Source organism: Duganella sp. CT11-25, assembly GCF_047302815.1.
Lineage (GTDB): Bacteria > Pseudomonadota > Gammaproteobacteria > Burkholderiales > Burkholderiaceae_D > Rugamonas.
This window is the reverse complement of sequence record NZ_JBKBFD010000001.1, coordinates 448424-467599: the sequence shown is the minus strand read 5'-3', so window position 1 is coordinate 467599 and position 19176 is coordinate 448424. Positions and strand designations below refer to the sequence as shown.

The following is a 19176-nucleotide window of genomic DNA, read 5'->3' as shown; positions in this document are numbered from 1 at the left end:
CCCTCATCGCCAGGCAATTTCGCTAAAACTTTCCCCTTACAGGAATTAATAATGACTTTCAAGCCAGCTAAGTTGCTGATTGCACTTCTCGCCGTTGCCGCTGTACCAGCTTTCGCTCAAAACGTTGCCGTAGTTAATGGCAAGGCTATTCCGACCTCGCGCGTAGAAGCCGTCGTCAAGCAAGTCGTTGCCCAAGGCCAGCAACCGGATTCCCCTCAACTGCGCGACCTGATCAAGAAAGACCTGATCGGCCGTGAAGTGATGATGCAGGAAGCGGAAAAGCAAGGTTTCGGTAAGGATGCCGCAGTCAAGGCACAGATCGAAAACGCTCGCCAAGCCATCATCATCAACGCCCTGGTCGGCGAATACGTCAAGAAAAACCCGGTCACCGACGCCGACATCAAGGCTGAATACGACCGCTTCACGGCCCAGGCCGGCGACAAGGAATACCATGTCCGCCACATCCTGCTGGCGACCGAAGCTGAAGCCAACGACGTGATCGCCAAGATCAAGGGCGGCGCCAAGTTCGAAGAACTGGCAAAAGCATCGAAAGACACCGGTTCGGCTGCCAATGGCGGCGATCTGGACTGGGCCTCGCCTTCGTCCTTCCCGCCAGTGTTTTCGGCAGCCTTCGTGGCCCTGCAAAAAGGCCAGGTCACCGAGAAGCCAGTGCAGACCCCGAACGGCTTCCACGTAATCAAAGTGGACGACATCCGTCAAGCCAAGCTGCCGACGCTGGAAGAAGTGAAGCCGCAAGTTGCTGAAGCGCTGACCCAGAAAAAACTGCAAGCTTACCAGGAAGAACTGGTCAAGAAAGCAAAAGTGCAGTAATGTAATGCAAGGCGGCGCCCAACGGGGCGCCGTTTTTGGTTTAGCGTTGGTACCATGCACCGCCGAGTGCGATTTCTTGTTTTTTTATAGGATTTAATAATGATGTTGAAGCCAGCCCGCCTGTTGTTAGCACTGATCGCTGTCGTTGCAGCACCTGTTTTCGCGCAAAACGTCGCGACCGTCAATGGCAAGGCTATCCCTGCCGCCCGCGTCGACCAAATGGTCAAGCAAGTTGTCGCCCAAGGCCAGCAGCCTGACAGCCCACAACTGCGTGAAATGGTCAAAAAAGAGCTGATCGGCCGCGAAGTGCTGCTGCAGGAAGCGGACAAGCAAGGTTTCGGCACCAAGGCTGACGTCAAGGCCGCCATCGACAACGCCCGTCAAAGCATCATCATCAATGCGATGCTGGCGGACTATGTGAAGAAAAACCCGGTCAAGGATGCCGATATCAAGGCTGAATACGACCGCGCCGTCGCCTCCGCAGGCGCCGAGAAGGAATACCACTCCCGCCACATCCTGGTGGCGACCGAGCAGGAAGCCAAGGACATCATCACCAAGCTGAAAGCCGGCGGCAAGTTTGAAGAGCTGGCCAAGGTCTCGAAAGACGGTTCGGCCAACAACGGCGGCGATCTGGGATGGATGAGCCCGAGCAAGCTGGTGAAGCCGTTCTCGGACGCGATGGTGGCCCTGAAGCCAGGCGCGATCACTGAAACCCCGGTCAAGACCGAGTTCGGTTTCCACGTGATCAAGCTGGAAGAAGCACCACGCGACGTCAAGCTGCCAGCGCTGGCGGAAGTCAAAGACCGTATCGCCGAAGGCCTGCAACAGCGTAAGATCGCTGCTTTCCGCGACGAACTGACCAAGAAAGCCAAGATCCAGTAATCTGGCTCTCCGGTCTGGAAAAGCGCCCTGCGGGGCGCTTTTTTTTTATTTCAGCCAGTCGGCCAGCTGGTCGAAGGTGCCGCCGTAGCCTTGCTCCATCGACGGCTTCAGGTCGATAAAGTAATTACGCTCGGCATCCACCTCGCCGAATGGCACGGCTCTCAACGTCACGGTGGTAATACCGCCCTCCTCGCTGAATATCACGGTATTTTGTATCTCCAACGGACAAACATCGCTGAATGGCGCGCGCGTGATGCCGCAGCGCTCATTTGAAAACGAATTAAGCCAGACGATGCTTTCCTGAGGTTTAATTTCGCGATAGTTAAAACGACCCCACATGGATGGTGCGCCGTCGAAATTCATGGCGTAGTGAAAGAATCCACCAGGCTGGAATTCAAAACGATGCACATCCAGCTTGCATCCCTTAGGCCCCCACCAGCGCCCGATTTGCTCGGATAAACTCCAGGCTTGCCATACCTTTTCCAGCGGCTGTTTAAACTGGCGGACAATCATAAATTCGGCTTCCATCATTACTCCTTTAAAAATGCATCGAGACGGTCGAAACTATCTTCCCAAAGATTGCGATAAGCCGTAATCCATAGCGCGACCTCTTTCAGTTGATTCGGCTCCAGCCGGCAGGGACGGGTTTGGGCGGCCTTGCCGCGCGAAATCAATCCGGCGCCCTCCAGCACCTTCAGGTGCTTGGAAATCGCCGGCTGGGTCATGGAGAAAGGCTCGGCCAGTTCCATCACCGTAGCCTCGCCTGAGGCTAGCCGGGCGATGATCGCGCGGCGGGTCGGGTCGGCCAAGGCGGCAAATGCCCGGTTGAGTTGATCGGTCTGCATGGCGTTGAACCTCGTATATAACCAATTGGTAATGTATACGGCGTTCGCCTCTGAGTCAAGCGCCGCTCGATAGAATGCGGGCCGCCGATGGGTTCAGACTCAAAGCTGGTTTATACATGCTAATAACTGGCATAATTTGCCTCATGAATCCACAATTCCGCCATCAACTCGACGCCGCCCTCACCCCTGCCATCGATCCCGACCGCGCACCCGCCATGCGCGCCTACATGCGCGACCAGTTCGACTATCTTGGCATCGGCACGCCGCAGCGCCGCCTTGCAGCCAAGCCGCTACTGAAGGCTTTGGCGGGCAGCGGCGCCGACAACCTGCTGGCGCACGCATGGGCGCTGTGGGATTTGCCGCAACGGGAATATCAGTATGTGGCGCTGGATCTGCTGGCGCTGCACTGGAAGGAATTCAATGCCGGACATATTCCCCAACTACTGGAATTCGCCCGAAGTAAATCCTGGTGGGATACGGTGGATGCGCTGGCGTCGATTATCGGCGACGTATTAAGGCATAACCACGACCAAATGGACGCCGCCTTACAACACGAGAATATGTGGATGCGCCGGGTGGCCGTATTACATCAATTAGGCTGGCGCGATAAAGTCGATACCGGACGCTTATTTAAATATTCTTTAACCTTGGCGCACGAAAAAGAGTTCTTCATACAAAAAGCAATCGGCTGGGCATTAAGGGATTATGCACGGCATGATCCGCAGGCAATACGAAATTTCACATCAGAACAAAAAGACCATCTGTCCGCGCTCAGCTACCGGGAAGCGAATAAACACCTCATATGAAAAAGGCCGGATCGCTCCGGCCTTTCATTCACTTATCGCTTCATTACCCGACAAACTTACGGGCATTGCGGAACATGCGCATCCATGGCGAATCCTCGCCCCACGATTCCGGATGCCACGACTGCTGCACCGTGCGGAACACGCGCTCGGCATGCGGCATCATCACGGTGAAGCGGCCGTCGGCCGTGGTCACCGAGGTCAGGCCTTGCGGCGAGCCGTTCGGGTTGTATGGATACGCTTCGGTAGCGGCGCCACGGTTGTCGACAAAGCGCATCGCCGCCACGGCTTCTGCAATGTTGCCAGTCTGGCTAAAGTCCGCGTAACCTTCGCCGTGGGCGATGGCGATCGGCGTCTGCGTACCGGCCATGCCGTTGAAGAAGATCGACGGCGAGTCCAGCACTTCCACCATCGCGAAGCGGGCTTCGAACTTCTCCGACTTGTTGGTGGTGAACTTGGGCCAGGCGTGCGCGCCCGGGATGATCGCCTTCAGGTTGCTCATCATCTGGCAACCGTTGCAGACGCCCAGGCCGAAGCTGTCGGTGCGCGCGAAGAAGCGGGCGAACTGGTCGGACAGCGCGGCGTTGAACAGGATGGTCTTGGCCCAGCCCTCGCCGGCGCCCAGCACGTCGCCGTACGAGAAGCCGCCGACGGCGATGATGCCCTGGAAATCATCCAGCTTGGCGCGGCCGGCGATCAGGTCGCTCATGTGGACGTCGATGGCGGTGAAGCCGGCCTGGTGCATGACATAGGCGGTCTCGATGTGCGAGTTGACGCCCTGCTCGCGCAGGATGGCGACGCGCGGACGCACGCCGGTGGCCAGGAACGGCGCGGCGACGTTTTCGGTCAGGTCGAAGCTGACCTTCGGCGTCATGCCGGGATCGGTTTCGTCCAGGATGCGGTCGTATTCGGCGTCGGCACAGGCCGGGTTGTCGCGCAGGCGGGCGATGCGCCAGCTGGTCTCGCTCCACAGGCGGTGCAGTTCGGCGCGCGGCTTGGCATAGATGATCTTGGCGTCGCGGGTGAATTCGATCACGCCACGGTCGTTCGGCTTGCCGATGATGTGGCTGCAGGCGCCCAGGTTGAAGGTGCGCAGCACGTCCATGACCAGCGATTTCTCGTCGGCGCGGACCTGGATGACAGCACCCAGCTCTTCCGAGAACAGCGCGCGCAGCGTTTGCTCGTTGCGGCGTTCGGCGATCTGGCTGGCCCAGTTCTTGGCGTCGCCCTGGTCGGCGCCGTGGCCCTCTTCCAGGGTCAGGATGTCGAGGTTGATCGACAGGCCCGCGCGGCCGGCAAAGGCCATCTCGGCCAGCGTGCCGTACAGGCCGCCGTCCGAACGGTCGTGGTAGGCCAGCAGCTTGCCATCGTTGTTCAGTTGCTGGATCGCGGCGAAGAAGCCCTTCAGGTCTTCCGCGCTGTCGACGTCCGGCGTTTCGTTGCCCAGCTGGCCCATGACCAGCGACAGCGCCGAGGCGCCCAGGCGGTTCTTGCCGCGGCCCAGGTCGATCAGGATGATGGAGGTGTCGCCGGCGTCGGTCTTGATCTGCGGCGTCAGCGATTTGCGCACGTCGTGCACCGGCGCGAAGGCCGAGACGATCAGCGACACCGGCGAAGTGACGGCTTTCGACTCGCCATCATCCTTCCAGGTGGTGCGCATCGACAGCGAATCCTTGCCGACCGGGATAGAGATCCCCAGCGCCGGGCACAGTTCCATGCCGACCGCCTTGACGGTGTCGAACAGCGCCGCATCCTGGCCTGGCTGGCCACAGGCGGCCATCCAGTTGGCCGACAGCTTGATGTCGGAGATATCCTTGATCGGCGCGGCGGCGATGTTGGTGATCGCCTCGCCGACGGCCATGCGGCCCGAGGCGGCGGCGTCGATGACGGCCAGCGGCGTACGCTCGCCCATCGCCATCGCCTCGCCCAGGTAGCCTTCAAAGCTCATCGCGGTGACGGCGCAATCGGCCACCGGCACCTGCCATGGACCGACCATCTGGTCGCGCACGGACATGCCGCCCACGGTGCGGTCGCCGATGGTGATCAGGAAGGACTTGTCGCCGACGGTCGGCAGCAGCAGCACGCGCTTGGCGGCTTCTTCCAGGTCCATGCCGGTCAGGTCGATGGCCGGGAAATCGTTTTGCACGTGGTGCACGTCGCGCTGCATCTTGGGCGGTTTGCCCAGCAGGACGTCCATCGGCATGTCGACCGGCTCGTTGCCCAGCTCAGGGTCGATCAGCTTCAGCTGGCGCTCTTCGGTGGCGGTGCCGACCACGGCGAACAGGCAGCGCTCGCGCTCGCACAGCGCCTTGAACATGGCCAGGCTTTCCGGCGCTATCGCCAGCACATAGCGTTCCTGCGATTCGTTGGACCAGATTTCTTTCGGCGCCATGCCGCTTTCTTCCAGCGGGATCTTGCGCAGGTCGAAGATCGCGCCGCGCTTGGCGTCGTTGGTAATTTCCGGGAAGGCGTTGGACAAACCGCCGGCGCCGACGTCGTGGATCGAGATGATCGGATTGTTAGGACCCAGCTGCCAGCAACCGTTGATCACTTCCTGGGCGCGGCGTTCCATTTCCGGGTTGCCGCGCTGGACCGAGTCGAAGTCCAGGTCGGCGGTGTTGGTGCCGGTGGCCATCGACGAGGCGGCCGAGCCGCCCATGCCGATGCGCATGCCTGGACCGCCCAGCTGCACCAGCAGGCTGCCGACCGGGATGTCGTTCTTGTGCGTGTGCTGGCCGGAGATATTGCCGATGCCGCCGGCGATCATGATCGGCTTGTGGTAGCCGAACACGGTGTCGTGCGCGCCGGCGAACTGCTTGCCGATGTTCTGTTCGTAGGTACGGAAGTAACCGCCCAGCACCGGACGGCCGAATTCATTGCTGAACGCGGCGCCGCCCAGCGGGCCTTCGATCATGATCTGCAGCGCCGAGGCGATGCGGTCCGGCTTGCCGTAGGCTTTTTCGCTGTTGCGGTAGTCGGCCACCGGCGCGGTGACGTCGGCATCGTTTTCCCAGGCCTGCACGGCGCCCGGCAGCATCAGGTTCGAGACCGTGAAGCCGGTCAGGCCGGCCTTCGGCTTGGCGCCGCGGCCGGTCGCGCCCTCGTCGCGGATCTCGCCGCCGGCGCCGGTGGAGGCGCCAGGGAACGGCGAAATCGCGGTCGGGTGGTTGTGGGTCTCGACCTTCATCAGCGTGTGGGTCAGCTCGGTGATCGGCGCGTACTGCTGGCCTTCGCCCTGCGGGAAGAAGCGCATCACTTCGGCGCCTTCCATGATCGACGAGTTGTCGCTGTAGGCGACGATGGTGCCTTTCGGCTGCAACTGGTGGGTGTTCTTGATCATGCCGAACAGCGACTTGGTCTGCGCCTCGCCGTCGATGGTCCAGTCGGCGTTGAAGATCTTGTGGCGGCAGTGCTCCGAGTTCGCCTGCGCGAACATCATCAGCTCGACGTCGGTCGGGTTTCGGCCGGCCTTGGTGAAGGCGGCGTCCAGGTAATCGATCTCGTCGTCCGACATCGCCAGGCCCAGGTCCGTGTTGGCCTTTTCCAGCGCGGTCTTGCCCATGCCGATCACATCCACCGATTCCAGCGGCTTGGCTTCCAGTTCGCGGAACAGGCCGGCGGCGTCGTCAGCCGAGCGCAGCACCGATTCCGTCATGCGGTCGTGCAGCAGCGCGGCGACAGCCTGCACTTCCTCGTCCGACAGCTTCTTGGCGGCGCCGATGCTGCTGCCCAGGATGCCGGTCTTCAGGTTGATGCGGAACGCGACGCCGCGCTCGACGCGCTTGATGTCGGCCATGCCGCAGTTGTGGACGATGTCGGTGGCCTTGGAGGCCCACGGCGAGATCGTGCCGAAGCGCGGAATGACGAAGAATTCCTCGGCCACGCCGTCGGTGTTGTCGGCCTGGGCCGGGTCACCATAGGTCAGCATGGCGCCGAGACGGGCGGTGTCGTCGGCCGACAGCGGCGCGGCGGCGTCGATGAAGTGGACATAGCGCGCCTGGACGGCGGCAACGGCAGGCAGCACGGCTTGCAGTTGCGTTAACAGGCGTTGGCTACGGAATGCGGACAGGGCGTTGGAGCCCGGCAGAATCAACATATTTGGAGGATGGTTGATGCAGCGTGGCTGCGGATTAAAGGTAGATGGAGCACGAGATACTTGTCTAGCAGAATTCCTTTGCGCGCATTATACCCTTTACCAGACGCTCTATACAGCGGCAATTGCGGCCGAAAACTGCCACGCAAGCAACATTTTGCATGAGTTTTACCCTATAACCCCTTGAATCGATAACATTTTGACTTGCCTTGGAGTATGCTGTATTCAATATGAGCAGGGATGTGCAACATGGCAGAATATAGCGACTTGTCGGTACTGATCGTCGACCCGAATCCGGGCATGCGCGGCAGCCTGCACAATATGCTGAACCAGGCATCGATCACCAAGATCGACTACGCCGTCAGTTCCGGCACGGCGATCCGCCAACTGGCCAAGAAGCCGTTCGACATCATCCTGTGCGAGTACGACCTGGGCAACGGCAGCGGCGAGAACAACGGCCAGGACGGCCAACAACTGCTGGAAGACCTGCGCCACCACAAGCTGATCGTGCCCTGGACCATCTTCATCATGCTGACCTCCGAAGGCGTGTACAGCAAGGTGATCGGCGCGGCCGAGCTGACCCCGACCGATTATGTGCTCAAGCCCTTCACCGTCGATTCGCTGCTGCAGCGCCTGCGCAAGGCGGTCGAGCGGCGCGACGTGTTCCTGCCGATCTACCAGCTGATCGAGGCCGGCAGCATCCGCCGGGCGATCGCCGACTGCCAGACCGGCGAGGAAAAGAACCCGCGCTACGCCATCGAGTTCGCCCGCCTGCGCGCCGAGCTGCTGGTGCAGCTGGACGAACTGGCCGAGGGCGAGCTGGTCTACCAGGTGATCCTGATGGCCCGCCCTATCGCCTGGGCCCACCTGGGCATGGCGCGCTGCCAGTTCGGACAGCAGAAATACATCGAGGCGCAGGAGACGCTGCAGGAACTGCTGATCCATAATCCCAAGTACATGGCGGCCTACGACCTGCTGGCGCGCACGCACGAGGCGCTGGGCCAGCAGGAGGCGGCCAAGAAGATCCTGGAAGACGCGGTGGCGATTTCGCCGCACATGGTGCGCCGCCTGCGGCATCTGGGCGAGGTGGCGTATGAGACCGGCGACGTCGGCGTCGCCGAGAAGGCCTTCAAGCAGGTGGTGGCCAAGGCCAAGTATTCGGAATTCCGCGACCCCGAGGACCACGTCAAGCTGGTCAAGACCCTGGTCAAGAAAGGCGACGCCAGCCAGGCCAGCGGCGTGATCCGCGACATGGAGCGCTCGCTGCGCGCCAGCGCCAACGTCGACGCCTGCCGCGCCATTGCCGCCGGGCTGCTGCTGGAAATGACCGGCAACATCACCGGCGCGGCGGCCGAGCTGACCACCGCCGTCACCGCCATCGGCGCCAGCCGCGGCTTGTCGACCGGCCTGAAGGTCGGGCTGGTGCACAGCTGCCTGAACGTCAAGCTGGACCAGCAGGCCTCGGAGCTGATGCTCAACCTGATGAACGATACCGAAAGCGGCGTCTCGATGGACGACGCGGTCGACGTGTTTGAAAAGGCCGGCCGTCACGACCTGGCCGAGGGCATGGGCGAGCAGATCAAGCACCATGTGGAGGAATTGATCGCCCACGCGTCCGAGCAGCGCGGCCAGGGCGATTTGCGGGCGGCGGTCGATACGCTGAGCGCGGCCCTGCGCAAGGCGCCGGCCAATATGGCGCTGCTGCCGGCGGCGACGTCGGCCATCCTCAAGCAGCTCGACGACCTCGGCTGGGAAGTGCCGCTGGGCGAGCAATGCGCCTTCCTGCTGGAGCGCATGCGCAAGATCGATCCGACGCACCCGTCGCTGGAAGCGCTGCAGGCGCAATACAGCCACACGCAGCGCAAATACGGTATCGCGACGATCGCTTGAATCCAGCCCGGATTTAGTCCGGACTGTCGACCTGATAGCCCTTGGCCTTCAGCGCATCCAGGTAAGCGTCGGGGCCGAGGATCTCGGACAACCGCAGCGTCGCGAAGGTGGTGGTATTGGCGGCCAGCGCTTTCTCGGCGGACGTCACCCAGGCGTCGTGCACGCGCGCCTTGATGTTCTGGAAACCGGGCTGGTTCTTGACAAAGCCGGCGTTCAGCATGGCGTCGCCGCATTCGGTTTCCTGGTCGGGATAGCTCAGCTTGCGGATGCCTTCCAGGTCGCCCTTGGCCCAGGCATTGGCGCGCACCCGCATGGCATCGATATCGCTTTCCAGCCGCGCCAGCGTCTTGGAGAAACAGGCGGTATCGGCCAGCTGCGACTTCTTGAACTCCTTCAGCAAACCGGACGGGTCGTCCATCTCCAGCTTGATGCCAGTCTCGGTGACCTTGATCTTGCGCTGCTTGACGATGCCGTCGATCTTGCGGTTAACCTCATAACCGTTGGACAGGCCGGCATGCTGCAGGCCGGCGCGGAACAGCGTCTCGGCGGCAAAGATGGGCCGCTCGCGCTCGATGTCGTCGTTGTCGGCCAGGTACTTGGCCTTCAGCGGCTGCCAGCGCGCATAGACGTCCGCCGGCAGCACGTCGTGCAAGGTGGCGCCGTCGGGATTCTTCTTCACGCCTATCAGTCCCGGCAACATCGTCAACCCGCGAAAGAAGCCGACCTTGGCGTGCGCGCCTGGCGGGGCCAGGTACTCCTGCGACTGGGCGAGGATGGCTTCGACCTGCTGCGAGCGCCACTCCATTTTCTCCGGCAGCGGCGAGTAGGTGGCGAACACCCACAGCACGTGATCGTCCTTGCTCACCTTCCACAAGCCCGGGCCGGGCCGCTGCCCCACCAACAGGATTTGTTCGGTCACAATTTCCGGCTCGGCGGGCGGCGTATCGGCTTGCGCCGAGACGGATGAGGCATACAGGGCCAGGCACAGTGCGGGCAGCAGGCGGACAAGCATCGGCGCATCCTTCATCTTAAAAAGTGATCGAGCCGGGGTTGAGGCAGTGGCTGATGATGTACCACGAGGCGAAATACAAGCCGCATAGCACGAAGGCTGAAAGGATCGCGACGCGCGGCGAGCTACCGGATCGCAAGATCCTGAATAATGTTCGCACTTTGCCCTCCCCTTGACCTGTTAAAAACCCAACTTTACGTCGGCGCCCGGGCGTGGACAAGGACGGAATCCGTGGTATCGGATTTTGCTGCGCAAGGTATCGTCATACGGGCGCTATCAAGGACCGCAGTTCCTCTTCGGCGGCCCGGCTCAGCGCTTGCGGTTCGATGTGGATGGTTTTCAGGGCGCGGCCGGCGGCGCTGTGGGTCATCGCGGCGGCGGCCAGCAGCACGTGGGCGCCGCACAGCGGTGCGGGCAGGCGGCGCTGCAACTCGGGCAGGCTTTGCATCAGCGCCTGGCCGGAGGGCTGGGCGTCGAACAGCGTGCTGGCGTTCGCCGGCGATGACGGCTCCGCTTGCTGGAGCGATTCGGCATCGATACCCAGCGTGGACAGCGCGGCCGCGTGGCGCTCCGCCAGCGCGGCGCGGTAGGCTTCCGGGTCGGCGCCGATGCGCTCGAACACGCGGCGCGCGGAGCCGTCCTCAAGATCCAGCGCGGCCAGCGTGTAATGCTCGGCGCCGGGATGCTGCTGGCCGGCCTGCAGGGCGCGGCGTTCGGCGTCCAGCGACAAGGCCATGATGGTGCGGGTGTCCTTCCAGCGCTGCTTCAGTTTAGCGAACATCGTCTATTCTCCTTGGCCGCGCGCCAGATTCGCCGCGTGCTTTTTGTGGGCGGCCTGCCTGGTGACGCCGAGCGCCTCCGCGATCTGGGCCCAGGTCCAGCCGTCCGCTATCGCCTGCCTGACTGCCTTGCGCTCGATCCGGTCGGCGAGCTCGCGCAGCGCCAGCGCCGCCGCCAGCGCGTCGCCCGGCTCGTCAGGAATCTTGAGGTGATGGAGATCGGTCATGCGTCAACTTTAATTGACGAATGCGGGGTTGTCAATCAAAGTTGACAACTCCTAGGTGCCGCCAACCGGACCGTAGCCGCCGCCGCCCGGCGTTTCGATGATGAAGACATCGCCGGGCCGCATGTCGGTCTTGCCGATATGGCCCAGCTGCTCGACCGAGCCGTCGGCGCGCAGCACCGTGTTGCGGCCCAACGCGCCCGATTCGCCGCCGGCCATGCCGAACGGCGCATGGATGCGGTTATTGGACAGGATCGCCGCCGTCATCGGTTCCAGGAAGTGCACCTTGCGTGTGCCGCCGTTCCCGCCATGCCATTGCCCCGCCCCGCCGCTGCCTTCGCGGATCTCGTAGCTCTCCAGCCGCACCGGGAAACGGAACTCCAGTATCTCCGGATCGGTCAGGCGCGAGTTGGTCATATTGGTCTGCACGACGCTGGTGCCGTCAAAGCCCGGCCCCGCGCCGGAGCCGCCGCTGATGGTCTCGTAGTACTGGTACTTCGCATTGCCGAACGTGAAGTTGTTCATCGTGCCCTGCGCCGCCGCCATCACGCCCAGCGCGCCGTACAGCGCATTGGTGATGCAGGTCGACGTCTCCACGTTGCCCGACACAACCGACGCCGGATAGTGCGGATTCAGCATCGAGCCCGGCGGGATCAGCACCTTGAGCGGCTTCAGGCAACCCGCGTTCAAAGGAATCTCGTCGTTGACCAGCGTGCGGAACACATACAGCACCGCCGCCATGCACACCGCCGACGGCGCATTGAAGTTATTCTCTAGCTGCGGCGACGTGCCGGTGAAATCGATCTCCGCGCTGCGCCCGGCCTGATCGACCCGCACCGCCACCTGGATCTGCGCGCCGTTATCCAGCTGCAGCGTATAGCTGCCGTCCTTCAAGGCGCTGATCACGCGCCGCACCGCCTCCTCCGCGTTGTCCTGCACGTGCCCCATGTAAGCCTGCACGACATCCAGGCCAAAGTGCGCCACCATCTTGCGCAGTTCGTCCACGCCCTTCTGGTTGGCGGCGACTTGCGCGCGCAGGTCCGCCATGTTCTGGTCCGGATTGCGTGCCGGGTAGCGCGCGCCGGCCAGCAGGGCCCGCGTCTCCGCCTCGCGCAACTGGCCGCCGGCCGCGCCGTCCACCAGCTTGAAATTATTAATCAGCACGCCCTCTTCCTCGATCACGCGCGAATCCGGCGGCATCGAACCCGGCGTGGTGCCGCCGATATCCGCATGGTGGCCGCGCGAGCCGACATAGAACAGGATGTCCCGGCCCGCCTCGTCGAACACCGGCGAGATCACCGTCACGTCCGGCAAGTGCGTGCCGCCGTTGTACGGATCGTTGAGCATGAAGACATCGCCCGCGCGCATGCGGCCGGCGTTCTCGCGCATCACGGTCTTGATGCTCTCGCCCATCGAGCCCAGGTGCACCGGCATGTGCGGCGCGTTGGCGATCAGGTTGCCGTCGGCATCGAAGATCGCACAGCTGAAGTCCAGCCGCTCCTTGATGTTGACCGAGTACGCGGTGTTCTGCAGCCGCAGCCCCATTTGCTCGGCGATCGACATGAACAGGTTGTTGAAGATCTCCAGCATCACCGGATCGGCCGTGGTGCCGATCGCGCGCCGCTCGGGCAGCGCGGCGATCCGCTTCAGCACCAGGTGGTCGTGCAGCGAGACTTCCGCCTGCCAGCCCGCTTCGACGATGGTGGTCGCATTGGCCTCGGCGATGATGGCCGGGCCCTTGACGATATCGCCGATGCGCGTGGCCGAGCGCTGGTACAGGTTGGTCTGGCGCCATTTGCCGCCGGTGTACATCGGCAGCACCGCATGCGGCATCAGGCCGGACACGCGGCGCGGCGCCGGCTCCACCGTCTCGGCCGGGGCGTCGGACTTGCCGACCGCCTCCACCGACACCGCCTCGACGATCAGCGCCTTGGCCGGCATCAGGAAGGAATAGCGCTTGCGGTAGGCCGCTTCGAACTGCGCCTTCATGCTGTCGTTGGTATCGAACAAAACGATCAGCGCCGAATCGGTGCCCTCGTAGCGCAGGTGCACGCGGCCGATCAGCGCGATGCGCTCATCCTCCACGCCCTGGTGATGCAGGTCGGCGCGCGCCTGACGGCCCAGCGCATGCAGGCGCGCCTCCAGGTCCGGCTGCGAATCCGGGCCGAGGCGCGATTCCACCGCCGCCTCGCGCATCGCGGTCTGGTCGGCCAGGCCCATGCCGTAGGCCGACATCACGCCCGCCAGCGAATGCACGAACACCGTCTTCATGCCCAGCGCGTCCGCCACCAGGCAGGCGTGCTGCCCGCCCGCGCCGCCAAAGCTGGTCAGCGTGTATTCGGTCACGTCGTGCCCGCGCTGCACGGAAATCTGCTTGATCGCATTCGCCATATTGCCGACCGCGATCTCGATGAAGCCCTCGGCCACCTGCTCGGCCCTGGTTTCCTTGCCGGTGGCGGCGGCGATCTGCGCGGCCAGTTCGGCGAACTGCTTGCGCACCGCCGGCGCGTCGAGCGCCTGCTGCCCGGCCTCGCCGAACAGTTGCGGGAAGTGGTTGGGCTGGATCTTGCCCAGCATGACGTTGCAGTCGGTGACCGCCAGCGGACCGCCGCGGCGGTAGCTGGCCGGGCCGGGATTGGCGCCCGCGCTGTCCGGGCCGACGCGATAGCGGCTGCCGTCGAAATGCAGGATCGAGCCGCCGCCGGCCGCCACGGTGTGGATGCTCATCATCGGCGCGCGCATGCGCACGCCGGCCACCTGGGTCTCGAACACGCGTTCGAACTCGCCCGAGTAGTGCGACACGTCGGTCGAGGTGCCGCCCATGTCGAAGCCGATCACCTTGTCGAAGCCGGCCAGCTTGCTGGCGCGGACCATGCCGACGATGCCGCCGGCCGGGCCGCTGAGGATCGAGTCCTTGCCCTGGAAGGCGCGGGCGTCGGTCAGGCCGCCGCTCGACTGCATGAACTGCAGGTTCACGCCCGGCATCTCCTTGGCCACCTGGTCGACGTAGCGCCGCAGGATCGGCGACAGATAGGCGTCGACCACCGTGGTGTCGCCGCGCGCCACCAGCTTCATCATCGGGCTCACCTCGTGCGACACGGAGACCTGCGTAAAGCCCATCTCGCGCGCCATCTCGGCCACCTTGACCTCGTGCGCCTGATAGCGGTAGCCGTGCATGAAGACGATGGCCAGCGAGCGCAGGCCCATGTCGTAGGCGGCGGCCAGTCCCGCGCGCGCGGTCGTCAAGTCGACCGCCAGCACCGTCTCGCCATGCGCATCCATGCGCTCGTCGATCTCGGTCACGTGGCTGTACAGCAGCTCCGGCAGCAGGATGTGGCGGTCGAACAGGCGCGGACGATTCTGATAGGCGATGCGCAGCGCATCGCGGAAGCCGCGCGTGATGGCCAGCGCGGTCGGCTCCCCCTTGCGCTCCAGCAGCGCGTTGGTGGCCACCGTGGTGCCCATCTTGACGGCGCCGATCTGCGCCACCGGTATCGGCTTGCCCTTGGCCAGGCCCATCAGCTGGCGGATGCCGGCGATGGCCGCGTCGGGATATTGTTCGGGATTCTCGGACAACAGCTTGAGCGTGCGCAGCCGGCCATCGGGCGCGCGCGCCACGATGTCGGTGAACGTACCGCCACGGTCTATCCAGAATTGCCAATCCATGCAAGCCTCACTAATGACTGAAGCGACTATTGTAGTGTCAGAAAGGCATACCGCACAGCGGCCTTTACAGAAATTTAGATGCTAAAATTGCACCATGAACCCACTTTACTCAGTCGCTGAAATCCGCGCCATCGAACAAGCCGCCGCCGCCGCGCTGCCCGCCGGCGCGTTGATGCAGCGCGCCGGCCAGGCCGGCGCTAACGCCGCGCTCGACCTGCTGCCCTTCTCCACCGCGCACGCCAGGGTACTGGTGCTGGCCGGCCCCGGCGACAACGGCGGCGACGCGCTCGAAGCGGCCGCCCACCTGTCGTTCACCGGCGCGCAGGTCACCGTCATCCATTATGCGCCGCCCGGCGCGTCCTCGCTTGAGCGCGCCGCCGCGCTGGCGCGCGCGCGCGGCAGCGACGCCCGCTTCCGCGACGCCGCCGACGCGGAGATCGCCGGCACCGAATGGAGCCTGGTGGTCGACGGCCTGTTCGGCATCGGCCTCAGGCGCCCGCTGACCGGCGCGCTGCGCGAACTGGCGCTGGCGGTCAATGCATTGAGCTGCCAGGTGCTGGCGCTGGACGTGCCCAGCGGCCTTGACGCCGACACCGGCGCCATCGTCGGCCCGGACGGCGTCGCCATCCACGCCACGCACACGATCAGCTTCATCGGCGACAAGCCCGGCCTGCACACCTGCGACGGCCGCGACTACGCCGGCCTGGTGGACGTCTCGCGGCTGGAGATCGACGCCAGCCATTTCACGCCGGCCCGGCTGCACCTGAACAACGTCAAATTCTTCTCGCGCCACCTGCGCGCGCGGCGCCACAATTCGCACAAAGGCAGCTACGGCAATGTCGCCGTGATCGGCGGCGCGCGCGGCATGAGCGGCGCGCCGTTGCTGGCGGCGCGGGCCGCGCTGCACAGCGGCGCCGGCCGCGTCTACGCGCTGTTCGCCGAGGACGCGCTGGCGTGCGACCCGGTCCAGCCGGAACTGATGTGCCGCCTCGCCGGCGACTTCGACATGAGCCTGGCCACGCTGGTGATCGGCCCCGGCCTGGGCGCCTCGCGCCACGCGGCGGAACTGCTGGCGCGCGCGGTCGGCTGCGGCAGCGCGCTGCTGGCCGACGCCGACGCGCTCAACCTACTGGCCGCCGACCCGGCGCTGCAAAGCGCGCTGGCCAAGCGTCCGGCCGCCGTGGTGTTGACGCCGCACCCGCTGGAAGCGGCGCGCCTGCTCGGCGTCGGCATCGCCGACGTGCAGGCCGACCGCGTCGCGGCCGCGCGCACGCTGGCCGCGCGGCTGCACGCCTGCGTGATCTTAAAAGGATCGGGAACGGTGATCGCCTCACCGGGCGGCAACGCCGTCATCAACACCACCGGCAATCCGGCGCTGGCCACGGCCGGCACCGGCGACGTGCTGGCCGGATTGTGCGGCAGCCTGCTGGCGCAAGGCTGGCCGCAATGGGAAGCGGCGCTGGCCGCCGTCTGGCTGCACGGCATGGCGGCCGACGTACTGGTGACCGAAGGCACGGGCCCGATCGGCCTCGCCGCCGGCGAGCTGATCCCGGCGATCCGCGTCGCGCTCAACCGCATGGTCCAGCACCACGGCCATTAAACTTCGGTGTCAAACTTCGGTGGGCTTAAACCAGGCGGCCGGCGGCGATGGTGATGGTGCGGCCGCAGCGGGCGGCCATGGCCTGGTCGTGCGTCACCAGCACCAGCGTCGAGCCGTGCTGGCGATTCAATTCGAACATCAGCTTGATGACGGATTCGCCGGTGGCCGCGTCCAGGCTGCCGGTCGGCTCGTCGGCAAACAGCAGCGGCGGCTCGGTGACGAAGGCGCGCGCCAACGCCACGCGCTGCTGCTCGCCGCCGGACAGGTACTTCGGATAGTGCTTCAGGCGGCTGGCCAGGCCGACCCGCTCCAGCATCGCCTCGGCCCGCTCGCGCGCATGCGTGGCGCCGCTCAGCTCCAGCGGCAGCATGACGTTTTCCACCGCGGTCAAATGCGCCAGCAGCTGGAAGGACTGGAACACAAAACCCAGCCTGGCCTTGCGCAGCGCGGCGCGGCCGTCTTCATCCAGGGCATAAATGTCCACGCCGTCGAGCATGACCTTGCCGGCGCTGGGCGTGTCCAGCCCGGCCAGCAAGCCCAGCAAAGTCGACTTGCCGGAACCGGAAGCGCCTACAATGGCGAGCGTCTCGGCTTTTTGCACGGTAAAATCCACCTCGTGCAGGATCGTCAGCTCGCCGCTGGCGTCGGCGACGCGCTTGGCCAGGCCGCTGACGGCAATCGCGGGCTGCGCCAACGCCGGCGACGGCGAGACCGCCGCTGCAACTGAACCCGGACCATCCGGCATGAAATTGGAAGACGCTTTAGGGAAGTCGGGCATGCTGAAATTGTTAAATGATTTGTCAAAAAAACTGAGTGTACACGCACTGGCCGCCCTGCTCCTGTTATCGGCAGCGGCGAGCGCCTATTCTGCACCAAAAACCGTGCTTGTGCTCGGCGACAGCCTGTCGGCCGAATACGGCCTGGCGCGCGGCGCCGGCTGGGTCGCGCTGGCCGAGCAAAAGCTCAAGCAGCAAAACATCGAGGCCACCGTGGTCAACGCCAGCGTCAGCGGCGAGACCACCAGCGGCGGCCGCTCGCGCCTGCCGGCCCTGCTGGAAAAATACAAGCCGGCGCTGGTGGTCATCGAACTGGGCGCCAACGACGGCCTGCGCGGCCTGCCGGTCGCCGCCGCGCAAGCCAACCTGCGCGCGATGGTCGACGCCGCCGCCAAGGCCGACGCCAAGGTCATGCTGATCGGCATGCGCATGCCGCCCAACTACGGCCGCGACTACGCCGACAAATTCTTCGCCATGTACGGCACGCTCAGCCAGGAGATCAAGGCGCCGCTGGTGCCCTTCATGCTCGAAGGCGTGGCCGAGAAGCCGCAGCTGTTCCAGCCGGACCGCCTGCACCCGCTGGCCGAAGCCCACCCCATCATCCTGGCCAATATCTGGCCTACCCTGCAAAAAACCATCAAGGCAAAATGAAGTATCCGGAAATTCTCAGCTTCGAAGACGTGCTCCTGCAACTGGACAGCTTCGACGCCATCATCGACGCCCGCAGCCCGTCCGAATACGCGATCGACCACCTGCCCGGCGCCATCAACGCGCCGGTGCTGGACGACGAGCAGCGCATCCGCGTCGGCACCATGTACAAGCAGATCGGCTCGTTCGAAGCCAAGAAGGTCGGCGCGGCGCTGGTGGCCAGGAACATCGCCAACCACATCGAGCAGCTGTGGCTGGACAAGCCGCGCGAATGGCGGCCGCTGGTCTATTGCTGGCGCGGCGGCAACCGCAGCGGCTCGATGGCGCACATCCTGGCCAAGGTCGGCTGGCCGGTGGTGCAGCTGGACGGCGGCTACAAGGCCTTCCGCGCCCACGTCAACGCCGAGCTGGAGCAAGCGCCGACGCTCAACTTCAGGGTCATCTGCGGCACCACCGGCAGCGGCAAGAGCCGCCTGCTGGAAATGCTGCACGCGCAAGGCGCGCAGGTGCTGGACCTGGAGCAGTTGGCGGCGCACCGCGGCTCGGTGCTGGGCGACCTGCCGAGCCAGCCGCAGCCCAGCCAGAAAGCCTTTGAAAGCAGCATCTGGAACAGGCTGCGCCGCTTCGACCCGGCGCGCCCCGTGTTCGTCGAATCGGAAAGCAAGAAAGTGGGCAACCTGCGCGTGCCGGCCGCGCTGATGGACACCATGCGCGCCTCGGACTGCATCTCGCTGACGCTGTCCCGCGCCAACCGCGTGCGGCTGCTGATGGAAGACTACGAGCACTTCCTGGCCAGCCCGGCCTCGCTCAACGAGCAGCTGCAGCACCTGACGACGCTGCACGGCCGCGAAAAGATCGCCCGCTGGCACGCGATGTCGAACGCCGGCCAGATGGCGCCGCTGGTCGAGGAACTGCTGGCCGATCACTACGACCCCGCCTACCTGCGCTCGATCGACCGCAACTTCATCAAATTCGACCAGGCCACGCCGCTGGAACTGGACGACATCGACAGCGCGGCCTTCAGCGCCGCCGCCCTGCAATTGACCGCCGCTACGTAGTAACCACAACTCCCACAGTAGTGCATCGCCCAAAGTAGTGCAGACCACCTGCGCGCGCCGAACACACTTTGT

General features: G+C 64.4%; 15 protein-coding genes. 7 read left to right on the top strand and 8 right to left on the bottom strand.

Features of this window, described 5'->3' with window-relative positions; translation table 11 throughout:
• Positions 1-51: 51 nt before the first annotated feature.
• A complete protein-coding gene (locus ACEN9F_RS01880; RefSeq protein WP_413417255.1) occupies positions 52-831 on the top strand; it encodes a peptidyl-prolyl cis-trans isomerase in 780 nt (259 codons plus the stop codon).
• Between the two features lie 99 nt (positions 832-930).
• Entirely contained in the window at positions 931-1713 is a 783-nt protein-coding gene (locus tag ACEN9F_RS01875) for a peptidylprolyl isomerase (protein ID WP_413417253.1), read from the top strand.
• Between the two features lie 45 nt (positions 1714-1758).
• On the opposite strand, the gene ACEN9F_RS01870 is transcribed toward ACEN9F_RS01875, so the two are convergent.
• Entirely contained in the window at positions 1759-2244 is a 486-nt protein-coding gene (locus ACEN9F_RS01870; protein ID WP_413417251.1) for an SRPBCC family protein, read from the bottom strand.
• Positions 2244-2558 carry an ArsR/SmtB family transcription factor gene (locus tag ACEN9F_RS01865; protein WP_413417249.1) on the bottom strand — a complete coding sequence of 105 codons (315 nt, stop codon included), beginning with the start codon at positions 2556-2558 and terminating at the stop codon, positions 2244-2246. Before ACEN9F_RS01865 ends, ACEN9F_RS01870 begins: the two co-directional genes overlap by 1 nt.
• A gap of 143 nt (positions 2559-2701) precedes the next feature.
• On the opposite strand from ACEN9F_RS01865, the gene ACEN9F_RS01860 reads away from it, so the two are divergent.
• Positions 2702-3364: a DNA alkylation repair protein gene (locus ACEN9F_RS01860; protein ID WP_413417247.1), complete on the top strand. Its 663-nt coding sequence runs from the start codon at positions 2702-2704 to the stop codon at positions 3362-3364.
• A 43-nt stretch (positions 3365-3407) separates the two neighbouring features.
• Here the strand turns inward: ACEN9F_RS01860 and purL are convergent, their stop codons facing one another.
• Positions 3408-7457, bottom strand: coding sequence for a phosphoribosylformylglycinamidine synthase (gene purL / locus ACEN9F_RS01855; protein WP_413417245.1), 4050 nt, complete (start codon positions 7455-7457; stop codon positions 3408-3410).
• Positions 7458-7703: 246 nt separating this feature from the next.
• Here purL and ACEN9F_RS01850 point away from each other — a divergent pair, with 246 nt between their 5' ends.
• Entirely contained in the window at positions 7704-9344 is a 1641-nt protein-coding gene (locus ACEN9F_RS01850) for a response regulator (protein ID WP_413417243.1), read from the top strand.
• Between the two features lie 13 nt (positions 9345-9357).
• On the opposite strand, the gene ACEN9F_RS01845 is transcribed toward ACEN9F_RS01850, so the two are convergent.
• The 4 genes from ACEN9F_RS01845 to ACEN9F_RS01830 form a co-directional block, all read right to left on the bottom strand.
• A complete protein-coding gene (locus ACEN9F_RS01845) occupies positions 9358-10356 on the bottom strand; it encodes a TraB/GumN family protein (protein ID WP_413417241.1) in 999 nt (332 codons plus the stop codon).
• Positions 10357-10615: 259 nt separating this feature from the next.
• Entirely contained in the window at positions 10616-11134 is a 519-nt protein-coding gene (locus ACEN9F_RS01840) for a Clp protease N-terminal domain-containing protein (RefSeq protein ID WP_413417239.1), read from the bottom strand.
• Positions 11135-11137: 3 nt separating this feature from the next.
• Positions 11138-11359, bottom strand: coding sequence for a helix-turn-helix domain-containing protein (locus ACEN9F_RS01835; protein WP_413417237.1), 222 nt, complete (start codon positions 11357-11359; stop codon positions 11138-11140).
• 51 nt (positions 11360-11410) lie between these two features.
• Positions 11411-15022, bottom strand: coding sequence for a hydantoinase B/oxoprolinase family protein (locus ACEN9F_RS01830; protein WP_413417235.1), 3612 nt, complete (start codon positions 15020-15022; stop codon positions 11411-11413).
• 94 nt (positions 15023-15116) lie between these two features.
• Between ACEN9F_RS01830 and ACEN9F_RS01825 the strand changes: the two genes are divergently transcribed.
• The gene (locus ACEN9F_RS01825; protein ID WP_413417233.1) at positions 15117-16622 is read left to right on the top strand and encodes an NAD(P)H-hydrate dehydratase; all 1506 of its coding nucleotides are present in this window, start codon (positions 15117-15119) and stop codon (positions 16620-16622) included.
• 25 nt (positions 16623-16647) lie between these two features.
• Here ACEN9F_RS01825 and ACEN9F_RS01820 read toward each other — a convergent pair whose 3' ends face one another.
• Positions 16648-17367 carry an ABC transporter ATP-binding protein gene (locus ACEN9F_RS01820; RefSeq protein ID WP_413426938.1) on the bottom strand — a complete coding sequence of 240 codons (720 nt, stop codon included), beginning with the start codon at positions 17365-17367 and terminating at the stop codon, positions 16648-16650.
• 31 nt (positions 17368-17398) lie between these two features.
• Between ACEN9F_RS01820 and ACEN9F_RS01815 the strand changes: the two genes are divergently transcribed.
• Both ACEN9F_RS01815 and mnmH read left to right on the top strand, forming a co-directional pair.
• Positions 17399-18049, top strand: coding sequence for an arylesterase (locus ACEN9F_RS01815; protein ID WP_413417231.1), 651 nt, complete (start codon positions 17399-17401; stop codon positions 18047-18049).
• A complete protein-coding gene (gene mnmH, locus ACEN9F_RS01810) occupies positions 18046-19104 on the top strand; it encodes a tRNA 2-selenouridine(34) synthase MnmH (protein WP_413417229.1) in 1059 nt (352 codons plus the stop codon). Before ACEN9F_RS01815 ends, mnmH begins: the two co-directional genes overlap by 4 nt.
• Positions 19105-19176 lie beyond the last annotated feature (72 nt).

What these genes read in the sequence shown, in the direction of transcription:
- ACEN9F_RS01880 (WP_413417255.1), top strand. Translation starts at nt 52, where the DNA reads ATGACTTTCAAGCCAGCTAAGTTGCTGATTGCACTTCTCGCCGTTGCC.
- ACEN9F_RS01875 (WP_413417253.1), top strand. Translation starts at nt 931, where the DNA reads ATGATGTTGAAGCCAGCCCGCCTGTTGTTAGCACTGATCGCTGTCGTT.
- ACEN9F_RS01870 (WP_413417251.1), bottom strand. Translation starts at nt 2,244, where the DNA reads ATGATGGAAGCCGAATTTATGATTGTCCGCCAGTTTAAACAGCCGCTG.
- ACEN9F_RS01865 (WP_413417249.1), bottom strand. Translation starts at nt 2,558, where the DNA reads ATGCAGACCGATCAACTCAACCGGGCATTTGCCGCCTTGGCCGACCCG.
- ACEN9F_RS01860 (WP_413417247.1), top strand. Translation starts at nt 2,702, where the DNA reads ATGAATCCACAATTCCGCCATCAACTCGACGCCGCCCTCACCCCTGCC.
- purL (WP_413417245.1), bottom strand. Translation starts at nt 7,457, where the DNA reads ATGTTGATTCTGCCGGGCTCCAACGCCCTGTCCGCATTCCGTAGCCAA.
- ACEN9F_RS01850 (WP_413417243.1), top strand. Translation starts at nt 7,704, where the DNA reads ATGGCAGAATATAGCGACTTGTCGGTACTGATCGTCGACCCGAATCCG.
- ACEN9F_RS01845 (WP_413417241.1), bottom strand. Translation starts at nt 10,356, where the DNA reads ATGCTTGTCCGCCTGCTGCCCGCACTGTGCCTGGCCCTGTATGCCTCA.
- ACEN9F_RS01840 (WP_413417239.1), bottom strand. Translation starts at nt 11,134, where the DNA reads ATGTTCGCTAAACTGAAGCAGCGCTGGAAGGACACCCGCACCATCATG.
- ACEN9F_RS01835 (WP_413417237.1), bottom strand. Translation starts at nt 11,359, where the DNA reads ATGACCGATCTCCATCACCTCAAGATTCCTGACGAGCCGGGCGACGCG.
- ACEN9F_RS01830 (WP_413417235.1), bottom strand. Translation starts at nt 15,022, where the DNA reads ATGGATTGGCAATTCTGGATAGACCGTGGCGGTACGTTCACCGACATC.
- ACEN9F_RS01825 (WP_413417233.1), top strand. Translation starts at nt 15,117, where the DNA reads ATGAACCCACTTTACTCAGTCGCTGAAATCCGCGCCATCGAACAAGCC.
- ACEN9F_RS01820 (WP_413426938.1), bottom strand. Translation starts at nt 17,367, where the DNA reads ATGCCGGATGGTCCGGGTTCAGTTGCAGCGGCGGTCTCGCCGTCGCCG.
- ACEN9F_RS01815 (WP_413417231.1), top strand. Translation starts at nt 17,399, where the DNA reads ATGCTGAAATTGTTAAATGATTTGTCAAAAAAACTGAGTGTACACGCA.
- mnmH (WP_413417229.1), top strand. Translation starts at nt 18,046, where the DNA reads ATGAAGTATCCGGAAATTCTCAGCTTCGAAGACGTGCTCCTGCAACTG.